Source organism: Nonomuraea sp. NPDC002799, from assembly GCF_053592075.1.
In genome coordinates, this window is sequence record NZ_JBSFVA010000003.1 from 369,600 (window position 1) to 382,955 (window position 13,356).

Here is a 13,356-nt window from a genome sequence, read left to right on the forward strand (position 1 = left end):
ATGTCCGGTTTCCAAAATGGTCGCGGGCATGCGAAACCCCCGGGTTCGTGGTGGGTGGTGGGTGAGCGGAGGCCTCCCGCGGCATTCACCGTAGACTCGGTCGTGACCTAACCTCAAATGCATCTTTGTCAGGTGATATATGCGTCAGACGCAACCGAGCCTGGACCTGCTGATCGCGCTCGACGCCCTGCTGGAGGAGGGCAGCGTCTCTGCGGCGGCTCGGCGGCTGCACCTGTCGGAGCCCGCCATGAGCCGTACGCTCGGCCGTATCCGCACGGCGATGGCCGATCCGGTCCTGGTGCGCTCGGGGCGGCACATGGTGCCGACGCCACGGGCACTGGCCGTGCAGGGCGAGGTCAGGGCGCTGGTCGAGGCCGCCAGGAAGGTGTTCACGCCGCCCGGCCGGCTGGATCCGGCCACGCTGGTGCGGCGCTTCACCATCCTGGCCTCGGACGCGGTGATCACCGCGGTGAGCCTGCCGCTGCTGACCGAGGTGTCCAGGTCGGCGCCCGGAGTCACCTTCGGCTTCATTCCCGAAGGACACGGCGACGAGCACGCGCTGCGGGACGGGAGCGCCGACCTGGAGGTGACGGTGATCGCGGACCCGGCGCCGGAGACGCGGGTCGAGCCGCTCATGACCGATCGAGCCGTCGGCGTGGTCCGCCCCGGGCACCCGCTGCTCGACGGCCCCGTCACGGCCGCGCGGCTGGCGGCGGCCGAGCATGTCATCGCCTCACGCCGGGGCCGCGTCACGGGGCCCGTGGACGAGGTCCTGGCCGGCATGGGGCTGACGCGCAGGGTGGCGGGGTCGGTGCCGACGTTCGGGGCGGCGCTGCTGGCGGTGCGGCAGTCGGATCTGGTGGGGATGACGCCGGAACTGCTGACCGCGCCGCTGGTCGAGGCGCTCGGGCTGGTGACGTTCCCGATCCCGTTCGCGCTGCCGGCGATGACGCTGTCGCAGGCGTGGCATCCCCGCTACGACGCCGACCCCGCCCACACCTGGCTGCGAGAGCGGGTGAGCGGGGTCCTCGGACGTCCGGGCGCGGGTCATCCGGAGGCCGCGGGGGCCACCGGGACGATGCGCGAGTGGTCCTAGGCGGTCGCCGACACGGCGCCGCGGCGGGTGAGCACCCGGCCGAGGACGGGGTCGAGCGCCAGCGCGCCGCCGCCGGTGAAGCCGACCGCCAGGCTGGCCGCGGCCAGCGCCAGGACGAACTCGTAGCCGCCGTCACCGCTCAGGCCGTTGGCCCCGTGCACGAAGACGATCGCGCCGACCATGTCGAGCGCCAGCAGCGTGCCCGCGATCGGCAGCGCCGCCCCCAGGATCAGCGCCGCGCCGCCCGCCACCTCCAGCACGGCCACGGCGGGCGCGGCCAGGCCGGCCAGCGGGATGCCCGCCGACTCGAAGAACGCGGTCGTCCCCGTGATGCCCATGGTCACGAACTTCTGGTAGCCGTGCACGACGAAGATCACGCCGACGGCGATCCTCGCGAGCAGCAGAACGATGGGACGCGCCTGGTCCACCATGTGATCCCCCTGAGAGTGATTCAGATTTGAACAACAACTCTAGCCGGAAAGTTCAAATCTGAACAACAAGTACACTGAGGTGGTGACAGACCCCCGATGGCTGGACGCGACGGAGATGGCGGCGTGGCGCGCCTTCCTGTCGACTTCCCACCTGCTCGAACGGCGTGTCGAGGAGCAGCTCAAGGCGACGGCCGGGCTGACGCATCCGCAGTACGAGATCCTCGTGCGGCTCGCCGGCTCCCCCGGCCGCCGGATGCGCATGACGGAGCTGGCCCGGGGCGTCGTGGTGTCGAAGAGCGCGCTGACATACCAGATCACCCAGTTGGAGAAGGCGGGCCTGGTGGAGCGGACCGACTGCCCGGGTGACGAGCGCGGGGTGCTGGCGGTGCTCACCGAGGCGGGCGACCGCTGCCTGAACGAGGTGGCCCCCGGTCATCTGGAGATCGTGCGCGCCTACCTCATCGACCGGCTCAGCCGGGCGGAGCTGCACGCGATGACGACCGCCATGCAGAAGACGGAGGCCGCCTTACGGGCCCGGTGAACAGCCCGGTGAACAGCCCCGTGAACAGCCCGGCGAGCGGCCCGCTGTTTCGCTATTTCGCGGCGGCGGCGCGGGCGGCGCGCTCCATCTCGACCCTGGCGCTGGCGGCGTACTTGTCGACGTATTCCTGCTCCGACAGCTCCATCAGCGCGTACATGATCTCGTCGGTCACCGCGCGCAGCACGAGGCGGTCGTCCTCCATCCCGTAGTAGCGGGAGAAGTCGAGCGGCTTGCCGAATTTGACGCCCGGCCGGATGCCCATCTTCGGCAGCGGGCGCCCCGGCGGCATCATCTCGTAGGTGTTGACCAGGGCCCACGGGATGACCGGCACCCGTGACTCCAGGGCGAGCCGGGCCACGCCCGTCTTGCCCTTGTAGAGGCGGCCGTCGGGCGAGCGGGTGCCCTCGGGATAGATGCCCAGGACGTGGCCTTCGCGCAGAAGGCGCAGCCCGGTGCGGATCGCCGCCTCGCTGGCCTTGCCGCCCGAGCGGTCGATCGGCACGGTGCCGACGCCGCTGAAGAACAGCCGGGTGAAGAAGCCCTTGATGCCGCGCCCGGTGAAGTAGTCGGCCTTGCCCAGCGTGATCACCTTGCGGCGGATCTGGAGCGGGCCGAAGAAGTGGTCGGCGAACGACAGGTGGTTGCCGGCCAGGATCACCGCCCCCTGCTTGGGCACGTTGTCCGCCCCTTCCGTCCACGGCCTGAACACGAGGTGGAGGAACGGCCCCAAGATGGCCTTGACCATCCAGTAGAACACCCCGGCACCTCTTCCTCAGCACGTAGTGGGCGAGCGCAGAGTCATCTTCCCATCCCAGGAACCATGCTCCTACATCAGCTCTCGCACAAACACCCTAGAACGTGCGACGATCGGGCAGTTCCGGGATGAAATTGTGCCAAGGAGCTGTTATGCCGCTCATGCCAGGCGCGGAGCCCTATCACCACGAAGCAGGCCAGGTCGGTGTGCTGCTCTGTCATGGGTTCACCGGCACCCCGCAGTCGCTGCGGCCATGGGGTGAGTTCCTGGCCGGGCACGGAGTGAGCGTCTCGCTGCCCCGCCAGCCCGGGCACGGCACCCGGTGGCAGGAGATGAACAGGACACGCTGGGAAGACTGGTACGCCGAGGTGGAGAAGGCGTTCGCCGACCTCCAGGGCCGCTGCGCGGAGGTGTTCGTGGCGGGGTTGTCGCTGGGCGGCTGCCTGGCGTTACGACTCGCCGAGGTGCACGGCGCGGCCATCAGGGGCGTCGTGGTGGTCAATCCGTCGATCACCAGCGACGTGCCGCTGATGAGGCTGGCTCCGCTGCTGAAATGGTTCGTGCCGTCGGTGCCCGGCGTCGCCAACGACGTCAAGAAGGCCGGCGTGACCGAGCTGGCCTACACCCGCACCCCCGTCAAGGCCGCCGCCTCGCTGCCGGGACTGTGGTCGCTGGTGCAGGCCGACCTCGCGAAGGTGACCCAGCCGCTGCTGGTCTTCCACAGCGTGGACGACCACGTGGTGAAGCCGGCGAGTGTGGCGATCATCCGCAAGAGAGTGCCGCAGGCCACGATCGAGGAGCTTACCGATAGCTACCATGTTGCGACGCTTGACAACGATGCCGACAGGATCTTTGCCGGGAGCCTCGACTTCATCCGGACACATGCCTCGGTACCCTTGCAGAGGGACTGATCGCACCCAGGGGGAAGTCGCGGTCGCTGCGGAGAGGCCCATCTAGGTGACGCCCCAGAGTGACGAGGACGAGGTCTGGCGGCAGATCGTCGCGTCCTTCAACGACACGGCCGAGCGCGACTCGGCCGATCAGCCGTGGCCGGACAGCGAAAACGTGCCGGTCGAGCCCACCCGCCGGGTGGTCAAGCCCTCGGAGGAGCTCGAGGAGGATCTCGACGAGCCCGAGGACAAGCAGGACGACGGGGACGACGAGGGGCACTTCGAGCCGCCTCCGCCGCCGCCGCTGCCCAAGCTCGACCTGCCGACCAAGCTGGCGTGGGTGGCCCTGTTCGGCGGGCCCGCCTATCTGCTGGTGGCGGCGATGGCGAGCTGGCAGATGGAGGGCTGGGCGCTGTTCACGGCCGTGGCGGCGTTCATCGGCGGGTTCGTGGCGCTGGTGGTGCGGATGGGCGACGGCCCGCCGTCCAACGACTCGGGCTGGGACGACGGCGCCGTTCTCTGAGCCTTACAGACTGAGGCGCCGCGTTCTCCGGGCCTTACGGACTCGGGCGCCGCGTTCTCCGGGCCTGACGGACTCGGGCGCCGTGCTGTGCGCCTTACGACTTGGACGTGGTGGTCTTGGGCGCGAACGACTCCACCACGTCGGTGTAGCGGTCGCGGGTGTCGATCGCGTGGCCGACCGCCCAGACGGTGCCCTTGCCCGCGAGATAGGCCACGCCCTGCAGGCGCACGCTGCTCCTGCCCTTCTTGGCCCCGCCGCGGAGCACCTCGCAGTCGCTCTTCTCGCAGCGCATCATGAACGGCTCCGCCGCCCGCGAAGGGTCGTAGCCGGCCATCCAGTAGCGGCCCTTGCCGTCGCCGGTCACGCTGTAGAGCCTGGCCTCGGAGTCGGGCAGCCGCAGTTCCCGCCAGTGCTTGCCGTTCCAGGCCAGCACGAGCGGTGAGATCTCGCCGGGGCCGCGGTAGACGCCGCCGACGGCCACCGCCCGCTTGGCGTTGTCGACCTGCACGTCGCGCAGGTAGCCGCCGGGGACCGAGGGCACCGGCATGGACTTCCACGAGCCGCCCGAGTAGTGCGTGATCAACGGCTCGGTGCCGGTGTCGCCGACGGCGAACCCGCCCGCCACCGCGTAGAGCGCGCCGTTCTCCTTGGTCTCCTGGACCGTCCACGTGCTGCCCTGGCCGGTGAGGATGAGCCCGCGCTTCTCGCGGCTGCCGACCGCCACGACCCGCCCGGGCTTGGCGTCGACGCCGCCGAGCCAGTCTCCGGCCCGCATCCCCTGCGGCCGGAGCCGGTCGAAGCCGGTCACGTCGCCGTGGACGAGGTAGGGCAGCCCGTCGTGCCCGTCGCCGACCGCCCACACGTCGGACGGCCCGGCGGCGGCCAGGGCGCGCAGGTTGCCCGCCTCCGAGGCGTCGCGCACGGTGACCTCGCTCCAGCCGCTGCCGTTCCAGTGACGGATGGTGCCCCGGTTCTTCCAGACGTCCCAGATCTCCTGCTGTCCCACGGCCCACACGTCGCTCGGCGAGATCGCCAGCACATCGGAGAGCGAGCCGTCGGCCTGGAGCCGCACGCTGGTCGACTGCTGCCACGCCTCGATCCCGGGAGGGCGAGGTTCGGCATGCGCGGCGGGCGTGACCTGCGTCGAGGCCACGAACGTCGCCAAGATCAAGGAGAGCGCACGCCGCTGAGAGCGACGGGTCATGAACAAATGCTACGGCTTGGAGGGCCCCGCTCGCCCGTCAGAGCCCAACTCGCAACTCCACGACCACCGGCCTGTGGTCACTGGCCCCCGCCAGATCGGCGATCGCGGCGTCCGCCGTTCCGCAGGTCACGACACGCGCCTCGCGCGCGGCGAAGACCGCGTCGATGCGCATGGCGGGCTCCCTCGCGGGGAACGTCGGCGGGGGCGCTTCGGCGTGGCAGTCGGCGAGGCGGCCGGCGAGGAAGCGCCAGGCCGGCTGGTGCGCCTGCTCGTTGATGTCGCCGCCGAGCACCACCATCGCGCCGAACCGGTCCGCCACCCGTTCCATCAGCGCCACCGCCTCGGCGGCGTGGTGGAGGCGGGCCCCGGCGTCGAGGTCGAGGTGGAACGAGCCGACGGCCAGCCGCGCTCCCCCGGCCTCCACCACGGCGATCGCCAGCGCGCGCCGTTCCAGCGTGCGGAAGGCCCGCAGCGCGTGGCTCTCGCCGTGCAGCACGCCGGCGCGCGGCCCGGTGAGGACGGCCACCCCGCCGACCCTGATGGAGGCGGCCACGCGCAGCCCGGCGCGCGCCGCCAGCTCCGCGCGCCTGGCCCGCCAGCTCCAGAACCTCGGCGCCTCCTGCACGCACAACACGTCCGCCCGCAACGCGGTGATGACCCTGATCAGCGCGGGAACGTCGTCGCGCAGGCCGTGGACGTTGTAGGAGGCGATCCTGACGGTCAGCGCTGCCTGGCCAGGTCGGCGGCGCCCACCAGACCGGCGGAGGCGCCCAGCTCGGCCAGCCGGATCTCGGCGATCGGCCGGTGGCCGTGGCCGGTGAGCCGCTCGGCGAAGACCTCGCGGGCCCGGTCGATGAACAGGTCCGCGGCGCGGGACACGCCGCCGCCGACGATGAAGCAGCCGGGGTCGAGGATCGCGGCCAGGTCGGCCATGCCCTGGCCGAGCCAGTCGGCGAGGCTGGCGAACGAGGCCAGCGAGGCGTCGTCGCCCAGGCGCGCGGCCTCGGTGACCTCCTCACCCTCGATCTTGCCGCCGGCCAGCCCAAGCAGGATCTCCGCCCGCTCCGGCCGGGCCTCGGCGATCTCCCGGGCGTCCTTGACGAGGGCCTGGCCGCTGGCGTACTGCTCCCAGCAGCCGACGTTGCCGCACCCGCACTGCCGCCCCTCGGGGAGCACCTGCATGTGGCCCAGCTCGGCGCCCATCCCCCAGCGGCCCCGGTAGAGGACGCCGTCGAAGACCAGGCCGCCGCCGATGCCGGTGCCGAGCGTGATGCAGACCACGTGGGACTGGCCGCGCCCAGCGCCGAACCGGGTCTCGCCCCAGGCCATGGCGTTGGCGTCGTTCTCGATCACGACCGGCAGGCCGACGAGGCCGCTGATCTTCTTCTGCAGCGGCTCCTCGCGCCAGGCGAGGTTGGGCGCGAAGCGCACGATCGACCGCGTCTCGTCGACGAACCCGGCCGCGCCGACGCCGACGGCCTCGATCTCCCTGCCCTCGGACAACTCGCGAACGACGTCGGCCACCGTCTCGGCCACCACGTCAGGACGGTCGGCGGCGGTGGGCCTGAGTGTGTGTGCGACGATCTCGCCATTGTCGTCGACCACACCCGCGGCGACCTTGGTCCCGCCGATGTCGACACCGATCGTGAGCATGCCCGGTTTTCTCCCTATCCCAGATCTATGTGTTCCACGTTGTCGCGGCGCTCGCGATCACCGGCGTCGTCGCGCGGCCTGTTGGGGGCGGGCCTGCTCAGCGCGTCGAACGCGCCGCGCACCGCGGCGAACAGCTCGCCGCCCGCCGCCACCAGGTGCCCCGTCACGTCGGAGCCCGACTCACGCTGCGCCGCGATCGCCCGGCAGACCGGGCAGGCACGGCAGATGTACTCGTCGTGGGGCTCGGACACGGCCTCTTCCCACACGTCGCGCTCCCTGCGGCCGCCGCCGGTGAAGGAGTTGAACACGCTCTTGCCGACCTGACGGGTGGCCCGCCCCTGGATCGAGTCGAGCAGCTTGCGCGCCTCGTCGGCGACGGTCCCGATCGGATCTCTGTCGTTGCTCTCGGTCATCTGGCCCTCCCTGGCTATGGGTCGCTCATCCTCCTCAACTCATGAGGACCCGGATTCGCTCCCTGCCTTGAACGGTAGTGCAGAGTCCGCCGCTTGCGGCTCCCCGCCGGACGCGGCGAACCGCACCCGGAGCACGCCGTCGCGGAGCGCCGCGCCGATGATCTTCCTGCGGGCCAGCGCCGCGGGCAGCGCCAGGATCCGCCGGTACGGCCCGGCGGTGACGATCAGCTCCTCCCCCTTACGGGCCAGGTCGATGTCGTCCCTGTCGGCGCCCGGCAGGGCCAGGGTCAGCTCGTCGGCGCTCATCCGCAGCGGCGGCTCGACGCCGGGGAGGGCGAACGGGTCGGACTCGCCGTACATCGCCGCGCCCACACCGGCCAGAGCCTCCCTCCCGACGGGCTCGGCGGGCAGGTAGGGGACGACGTGGATGGGCAGCGGCGCGAACGACTGCTCCGCCTCGGCCAGCAGCCGGGACTGCGCCGCCACCCACTGGGCACGCCACTCGTCGGCGCCGCCGGAGGGGAAGACCCGGTTGGCGATCACGGCGTCGACGCGGTAGCCGTACAGGTTGAGCGAGGTCAGGGTGCGCCTGGCCTCGGCGAGCACCACGGACTCCGGCGTGAGCACGAGCCGGACGGAGGCGTGGTCGCCGGTGAGCAGCTCGCGCACCTCCATCAAGCCGCGGTGGAAACGCTCGCCCGCGCTCACGACGTCCTCACCCGGCGCGCTCACCCTGGCCACGCTGCGCACGAACGGCGAGACGAGCTTGAGGAGCCTGCGGCCGACCGGCATGAGCCGGTTGACGTGCCAGTCGAGCGCCTCGGGCAGGGCCAGCAGGCGCAGCGTCTCGGCGGTGGGCGCGCAGTCGACCACGATCACGTCCCAGCGGTCCTCGCGCGCGTGCTCGCGCAGCTCCAGCAGGGCGATGACCTCCTCGGCGCCGGGCAGGACGGTGATCTCCTCGGAGGTGATCTCGTCCAGGCCCAGCTCGCCGAGCAGCCCTCTGGCGTAGCTCTGCAGCTCGCCCCAGTGGCTTTCCAGCGTCTTCTGCGTGTCGACCTGGTGCAGGTGCAGGCCGGGCGCGATCTCGCCGGGCTCGGCGCCGAGCGCGTCGGCCAGCGAGTGGGCGGTGTCGGTGGAGACGATCAGCGTCTTGAGGCCACGGCCGGCGGCGAGCGTGGCGGTCGCGGCGGCGGCCGTGGTCTTGCCGACGCCGCCCTTGCCGGTGAAGAGCAGGACCCGCGGGCTCAACTCAGCGGCCCTCGACGCGCTTCTTCAGACCCTTGAGCGCCGTGTCCACGATCACTTTCTCGGCCTTGCGCTTGATCATCCCGATCATGGGCACACTCAGGTCGACCGCCAGCTCGTATGTCACGTCGGTGCCTCTGCCCGTGTCGGCGAGCACGTAACTTCCCCGGAGGTCGGAGATCATCTTGCCCGGCTCGGCCACCTGCCAGCGCACGCCGTCTTCGCCCTGCCAGGTATAGGCGAGGGTATAGGTGTCGCTGATCATCCCCGCGTCGAGGACGAACCGCACCTGCTCCGCCCTGCCGTCGGCGCCCGTGGCGAGCACCTCGGCGCTCTTGATCGATCCGGCCCACTCGGGGTAGGCCGGGAAGTCCGCGACGACCGCCATGACATCGGCGCGGGCGGCGCCGATGGAGATGCTCGAAGTGGTGCGATCAGCCATGCGATCCACCGTAGTGCAGAATTCGCTCGTTGCGGCGGACCGCCGAACGTCCCTCACCATTCGAGGACGTAAGGAACCCCTCTTCCCCGGAAATGACCCACGTTCACGCATTCGGTACGGCCGACGCGGGCGCGGCGGTGCAGGGGATTGTGCACGTGGCCGAACAGGGCGTATCTCGGCTGGGTGCGCTTGATCGCCGCCAGGGTGGCCTCGCTCCCCCGCTCGAACCGCCGGGCCACCACGTCGTAGAGCAGCTCCGGCAGGGCGGGCGGGATGTGACAGCACAACACGTCGACCTCGCCGACGGCCTCGACCTTGGCGGCGTACTCCTCGTCGCCGATCTCGTACGGGGTGCGGTAGGGGGTCTTGAGCCCGCCCCCGACGAACCCGAACCGCAACCCGCCGATGTCCGCCACCTGCCCGTCGAGCACCTGGTGGCCGGGCCTGACGTAGTCGGCCCACAGGCGCGGGAGGTCCACGTTGCCGTAGGTGAGGTAGGCGGGGGTGGGCATGGCGGCGAAGAGGGCCGCGTACTGGGCGCGGACGTTGCGCTCGATGTGCTCGCGCGGATCGCCGTCGAGCGAGGCCCACAACCGCGCCGACATGGCCCTGGCCTCGTCGAACCGCTTGGCGGTGCGCAGGCCGATGAACTCGGCGGCCCGCTCCGCGCCGAACAGGTCGGCGAAGATGCCCTGCGCGTGGTCGTCGTAGTCGACGAAGAGGATCAGATCACCCAGGCAGATCAGCGCGTCCGCGCCGTCACCGGCTCTGGCCAGCGCGTCGGCCCTGCCGTGAACATCACTGACGACGTGCAGCCTCATGGGGCGAATCCTACGAGTTATGGCTGCTAGCGTGATGAATGCCCTTCATAACGCCTCAATGACGAAGCTACCGGCGCGTAACTTGAGACGGTAACGTCCAGGCGTTCCCCGAAGAGGAGATGATCCGTGCGCGAGTACACCGTCCCGGTCCTGGTCGACGTGCCTGTCTCCGCGAGCCTGCCCGACACGGTCTTCAGGCGCGCCGAGCAGGAGCCAGGCGCCGTGGTCATGCGCCGCAAGGCCGCCGGCGGCTGGCCCGTCGTGACCGCCGCCGAGTTCCGCGACCAGGTGGTCGAGGTCGCCAGGGGGCTGATCGCGGCGGGGATCGAGCACGGCGACACCGTCGCCCTCATGTCGCGCACCCGCTACGAGTGGACCCTGATCGACTACGCCATCTGGTCCGTCGGCGCGGTGACCGTGCCGATCTACGAGACCTCCTCGGTGGAGCAGGTCCGGTGGATCCTGTCCGACAGCGCGGCGAAGGCGATCTTCGTCGAGCTGGACGGGCACGAGGAGACCGTACGGGAGGCGGCGCCGGGACTGACGGCCCTCTGGCGGGTGGACGGAACGCTGCCGGCCGAAGGCGTCTCCGCCGCCGCCGTGGACGAGCGCAGGGAGCGGGTCGTCTCCTCCGACCTGGCCACCGTCGTCTACACCTCGGGCACCACGGGCCGGCCCAAGGGCTGCCGCATCACCCACGACAACCTGCTGTTCACCGCGCTCAACGTGCTGCGCGGGCCGCTGGAGCCGCTGTTCAGCAGCAAGGAGCCGGCGGCGCTGCTGTTCCTGCCGCTGGCGCACATCTTCGCGCGGATGATCCAGGTGGTGCTGATCGAGGCGGGCGCGATCATGGCGCACACGCCCAACATGAAGAACGTCGCCCCCGACCTGCAGGACTTCAAGCCCACGTTCCTGCTGGGCGTGCCGCGCGTGTTCGAGAAGGTCTACAACGGCGCCGAGCAGAAGGCCATCGCGGGCGGCAAGGGCAAGATCTTCGCGGCGGCCGTCGACGTGGCGGTGGCCTGGAGCAAGGCCGAGAGCTCCGGCGGGGCGCCGCTCGGGCTGCGGCTGCGGCGGGCCGTCTTCGACAAGCTCGTCTACGGCAAGCTGCGCGCGGCCACGGGCGGCCGCCTGTCGGCGGCGGTGTGCGGCGGCTCCGCGCTGGGCGACCGGCTCGGCCACTTCTTCAGAGGCGTCGGGATCGAGGTCTTCGAGGGGTACGGCCTGACCGAGACCTCCGCGCCCTGCTCGGTCAACATGCCCGGGGCCAACAAGATCGGCACCGTGGGCAAGCCGCTGCCCGGGGTCAGCCTGCGCATCGGCGACGACGGCGAGATCCTGACCAGGGGCCGCAACCTCTTCGAGGGTTACTGGCACAACGACGCCGCCACCGCCGACGTGATCGACTCCGACGGCTGGTTCCGCACGGGCGACGTGGGCGAGCTCGACGGCGACGGCTACCTGCGGATCACCGGGCGCAAGAAGGAGATCCTGGTGACGGCGGCGGGCAAGAACGTGGCGCCCGGGCCGCTGGAGGACGCCCTGCGCGCGCATCCGCTGATCTCCCAGGCCATGATCGTCGGCGACGGTCGGCCCTTCGTGGCGGCGCTCGTCACCCTCGACCCCGAGGCGGTGCCCGCCGGGGCCGACCTCACCGGCCTGCGAGCTGAGGTCCAGGGGGCGGTGGATCGGGCGAACGCGGCGGTGTCCAAGGCCGAGCAGATCAAGAAGTTCACGATCCTGGACGGGGACATCACGGAGGAGAGCGGGCATCTGACGCCGACGCTGAAGATCAAGCGCGGGCTCGTGATGAAGGACTTCGCCAAGGAGATCGACGAGCTCTACGGCGACCGCTGAGGCGAGCCCGTCCCAGCAATAGCGAGAACGGGCGTTAGTTGCCGAAAATAGTCGCCGCGATTTACACGGATCAGTCCGGATCTATACCCCCAAAGCGCTCTCTGACCAGGGGAATCTCTATTCGATTCGAGCTCGAGGGCGTTGATCGAGGGGGTATTCTCATGGTCAAAGAAGCGGGACCGGAGATGATGAAGATCCCCGGTCCCTTACCCCACAAGGTAAGGGAGATCACCATGGGTATCAAGGAGCTCGCCTGCGCGTTGGGCACCGCAGTGGAGAATGAGGTGATCCAGATCCGAGCGGACCACATCGAAATGGGCGAAAAGCTCACGCATCGCATCAACGGGGTGGCCGACCGCCTCAAGGTCCTCGACGGCAAGGTCACCGTGCTCGACGAGAAGGTCACCGCCCTCGACACCAAGTTCGACACCAAGTTCGCCGAAATGGAGTCCAGGCTTGAAAGCATGGACGCCAAGTTCGAAGCCAAGTTCGCGTCCGTGACGGAGATACAGACGGAGATGCTGCAGATCCTCGTCGGCATCCAGAGCAAGCTGAACGCCGCCTGACCCAACCATGGGACGCGGGCCTGTCACGTACAGGCCCGCGCCGTCAGATGGGCGGCGGCGTGATCGCGCAGCAACGCCCATGACCAGGCCGGTGGCCATGTCGCCGGGTTAGCTCGTCTCCGCGATGACGAGCTCTCCCACATGCTCGGCCAGAGTGTCCCTGGCGGGCTGCGGCAGCCCGGCGTCGGAGACGACCACGTCGGCCTCGCCGAGCGAGGCGATGGTGCTGATGCCGACCGTTCCCCATTTGGTGTGGTCGGCGGGCACGACGAGCCGGCTCGCGGCCTCCACCAGAGCGCGGTCGGTCTCGGCCTCCATCATGTTGGGGGTGGTGAAGCCGGCCCGCGCGGTCATGCCGTGCACGCCGAGGAAGAGCAGGTCCACGTTGAGCTGCCGGATCGCGGCCACCGCCACCGGGCCGACCAGGGCGTCGGACGGCGTGCGCACCCCGCCGGTGAGCACGACCGTCTGGTCGGGGCGGGCCGCGCGCTGGAAGACGTCGGCGATGCGCACGGAGTTCGTCACGACGGTGAGGGCGGGGACGGCGGCGAGGTGGTGCGCGAGCGTCCAGGTGGTGGTGCCGGCCGACAGGGCCACGGCGGTTCCGGGGCGCACCAGGGCGGCGGCGCGGCGGGCGATGGCCTGCTTCTCGCGTTCCTGGCGGACGGACTTCACGGCGTAGCCGGGCTCGTCGGTGGAGCCGATGGTGGTGGCGCCGCCGTGCACCTTGGCCAGCAGGCCGCGTTCGGCCAGCATCTCCAGGTCGCGGCGGATGGTGATGTCGGAGACGCCGAACGCCCGCACCAGCTCGATCACCCGGGCGCCGCCGTTCTCCCTGACGAGTTCCAGAATCGCCTGCTGACGCTGCGGGGCGAGCATCGCATCACCGGATTTCCACAGGTTCCGACACGTCCCGT

At 70.5% G+C, this 13,356-nt stretch carries 16 protein-coding genes; 6 read left to right on the forward strand and 10 right to left on the reverse strand.

The genetic code is table 11. The features are described from left to right. The first annotated feature begins 139 nt into the window (after positions 1-139). Positions 140-1,096, forward strand: a complete 957-nt coding sequence (locus ACWD0F_RS08465) for a LysR family transcriptional regulator (protein WP_449873273.1) — start codon at positions 140-142, stop codon at positions 1,094-1,096. Here ACWD0F_RS08465 and ACWD0F_RS08470 read toward each other — a convergent pair. Continuing rightward, entirely contained in the window at positions 1,093-1,527 is a 435-nt protein-coding gene (locus ACWD0F_RS08470) for a DoxX family protein (RefSeq protein WP_449873274.1), read from the reverse strand. The two genes, ACWD0F_RS08465 and ACWD0F_RS08470, sit on opposite strands and share 4 nt — an antisense overlap. A gap of 82 nt (positions 1,528-1,609) precedes the next feature. On the opposite strand from ACWD0F_RS08470, the gene ACWD0F_RS08475 reads away from it, so the two are divergent. Then, on the forward strand, positions 1,610-2,068 hold the full coding sequence (locus tag ACWD0F_RS08475; RefSeq protein ID WP_449873275.1) for a MarR family winged helix-turn-helix transcriptional regulator: 459 nt from the start codon (positions 1,610-1,612) through the stop codon (positions 2,066-2,068). Positions 2,069-2,120: 52 nt separating this feature from the next. Here ACWD0F_RS08475 and ACWD0F_RS08480 read toward each other — a convergent pair whose 3' ends face one another. Next, a complete protein-coding gene (locus tag ACWD0F_RS08480; protein WP_449873276.1) occupies positions 2,121-2,825 on the reverse strand; it encodes a lysophospholipid acyltransferase family protein in 705 nt (234 codons plus the stop codon). Positions 2,826-2,974: 149 nt separating this feature from the next. On the opposite strand from ACWD0F_RS08480, the gene ACWD0F_RS08485 reads away from it, so the two are divergent. Further along, on the forward strand, positions 2,975-3,733 hold the full coding sequence (locus ACWD0F_RS08485; RefSeq protein WP_449873277.1) for an alpha/beta hydrolase: 759 nt from the start codon (positions 2,975-2,977) through the stop codon (positions 3,731-3,733). Positions 3,734-3,779: 46 nt separating this feature from the next. Further along, a complete protein-coding gene (locus ACWD0F_RS08490) occupies positions 3,780-4,235 on the forward strand; it encodes a hypothetical protein (RefSeq protein ID WP_449873278.1) in 456 nt (151 codons plus the stop codon). 94 nt (positions 4,236-4,329) lie between these two features. Here the strand turns inward: ACWD0F_RS08490 and ACWD0F_RS08495 are convergent, their stop codons facing one another. From ACWD0F_RS08495 to ACWD0F_RS08525, 7 genes are read right to left on the reverse strand one after another with little or no spacing between them, the layout of a single operon-like run. After that, positions 4,330-5,439, reverse strand: a complete 1,110-nt coding sequence (locus tag ACWD0F_RS08495) for a hypothetical protein (protein ID WP_449873279.1) — start codon at positions 5,437-5,439, stop codon at positions 4,330-4,332. 37 nt (positions 5,440-5,476) lie between these two features. Continuing rightward, on the reverse strand, positions 5,477-6,163 hold the full coding sequence (locus ACWD0F_RS08500; protein WP_449873578.1) for an endonuclease/exonuclease/phosphatase family protein: 687 nt from the start codon (positions 6,161-6,163) through the stop codon (positions 5,477-5,479). Continuing rightward, on the reverse strand, positions 6,160-7,092 hold the full coding sequence (locus tag ACWD0F_RS08505; protein WP_449873280.1) for an ROK family glucokinase: 933 nt from the start codon (positions 7,090-7,092) through the stop codon (positions 6,160-6,162). Before ACWD0F_RS08505 ends, ACWD0F_RS08500 begins: the two co-directional genes overlap by 4 nt. A gap of 14 nt (positions 7,093-7,106) precedes the next feature. After that, entirely contained in the window at positions 7,107-7,505 is a 399-nt protein-coding gene (locus ACWD0F_RS08510; protein ID WP_449873281.1) for a hypothetical protein, read from the reverse strand. Between the two features lie 39 nt (positions 7,506-7,544). After that, positions 7,545-8,756, reverse strand: coding sequence for an ArsA family ATPase (locus tag ACWD0F_RS08515; protein ID WP_449873282.1), 1,212 nt, complete (start codon positions 8,754-8,756; stop codon positions 7,545-7,547). 1 nt (position 8,757) lies between these two features. Beyond that, positions 8,758-9,195, reverse strand: a complete 438-nt coding sequence (locus tag ACWD0F_RS08520) for an SRPBCC family protein (RefSeq protein ID WP_449873283.1) — start codon at positions 9,193-9,195, stop codon at positions 8,758-8,760. Between the two features lie 53 nt (positions 9,196-9,248). Continuing rightward, the gene (locus ACWD0F_RS08525) at positions 9,249-10,016 is read right to left on the reverse strand and encodes a metallophosphoesterase family protein (protein WP_449873284.1); all 768 of its coding nucleotides are present in this window, start codon (positions 10,014-10,016) and stop codon (positions 9,249-9,251) included. Between the two features lie 126 nt (positions 10,017-10,142). Here ACWD0F_RS08525 and ACWD0F_RS08530 point away from each other — a divergent pair, with 126 nt between their 5' ends. Continuing rightward, complete coding sequence (locus tag ACWD0F_RS08530) at positions 10,143-11,873, forward strand: AMP-dependent synthetase/ligase (RefSeq protein WP_449873285.1); 1,731 nt, start codon at positions 10,143-10,145, stop codon at positions 11,871-11,873. Positions 11,874-12,106: 233 nt separating this feature from the next. Then, a complete protein-coding gene (locus ACWD0F_RS08535; protein ID WP_449873286.1) occupies positions 12,107-12,439 on the forward strand; it encodes a hypothetical protein in 333 nt (110 codons plus the stop codon). A 108-nt stretch (positions 12,440-12,547) separates the two neighbouring features. Here ACWD0F_RS08535 and ACWD0F_RS08540 read toward each other — a convergent pair whose 3' ends face one another. Continuing rightward, positions 12,548-13,318 (reverse strand): DeoR/GlpR family DNA-binding transcription regulator, encoded by a 771-nt coding sequence (locus ACWD0F_RS08540; RefSeq protein WP_449873287.1) that lies wholly within the window; start codon positions 13,316-13,318, stop codon positions 12,548-12,550. Positions 13,319-13,356 lie beyond the last annotated feature (38 nt).

What these genes read in the sequence shown, in the direction of transcription:
- ACWD0F_RS08465 (WP_449873273.1), top strand. Translation starts at nt 140, where the DNA reads ATGCGTCAGACGCAACCGAGCCTGGACCTGCTGATCGCGCTCGACGCC.
- ACWD0F_RS08470 (WP_449873274.1), bottom strand. Translation starts at nt 1,527, where the DNA reads ATGGTGGACCAGGCGCGTCCCATCGTTCTGCTGCTCGCGAGGATCGCC.
- ACWD0F_RS08485 (WP_449873277.1), top strand. Translation starts at nt 2,975, where the DNA reads ATGCCGCTCATGCCAGGCGCGGAGCCCTATCACCACGAAGCAGGCCAG.
- ACWD0F_RS08495 (WP_449873279.1), bottom strand. Translation starts at nt 5,439, where the DNA reads ATGACCCGTCGCTCTCAGCGGCGTGCGCTCTCCTTGATCTTGGCGACG.
- ACWD0F_RS08505 (WP_449873280.1), bottom strand. Translation starts at nt 7,092, where the DNA reads ATGCTCACGATCGGTGTCGACATCGGCGGGACCAAGGTCGCCGCGGGT.
- ACWD0F_RS08510 (WP_449873281.1), bottom strand. Translation starts at nt 7,505, where the DNA reads ATGACCGAGAGCAACGACAGAGATCCGATCGGGACCGTCGCCGACGAG.
- ACWD0F_RS08520 (WP_449873283.1), bottom strand. Translation starts at nt 9,195, where the DNA reads ATGGCTGATCGCACCACTTCGAGCATCTCCATCGGCGCCGCCCGCGCC.
- ACWD0F_RS08525 (WP_449873284.1), bottom strand. Translation starts at nt 10,016, where the DNA reads ATGAGGCTGCACGTCGTCAGTGATGTTCACGGCAGGGCCGACGCGCTG.
- ACWD0F_RS08535 (WP_449873286.1), top strand. Translation starts at nt 12,107, where the DNA reads ATGGGTATCAAGGAGCTCGCCTGCGCGTTGGGCACCGCAGTGGAGAAT.
- ACWD0F_RS08540 (WP_449873287.1), bottom strand. Translation starts at nt 13,318, where the DNA reads ATGCTCGCCCCGCAGCGTCAGCAGGCGATTCTGGAACTCGTCAGGGAG.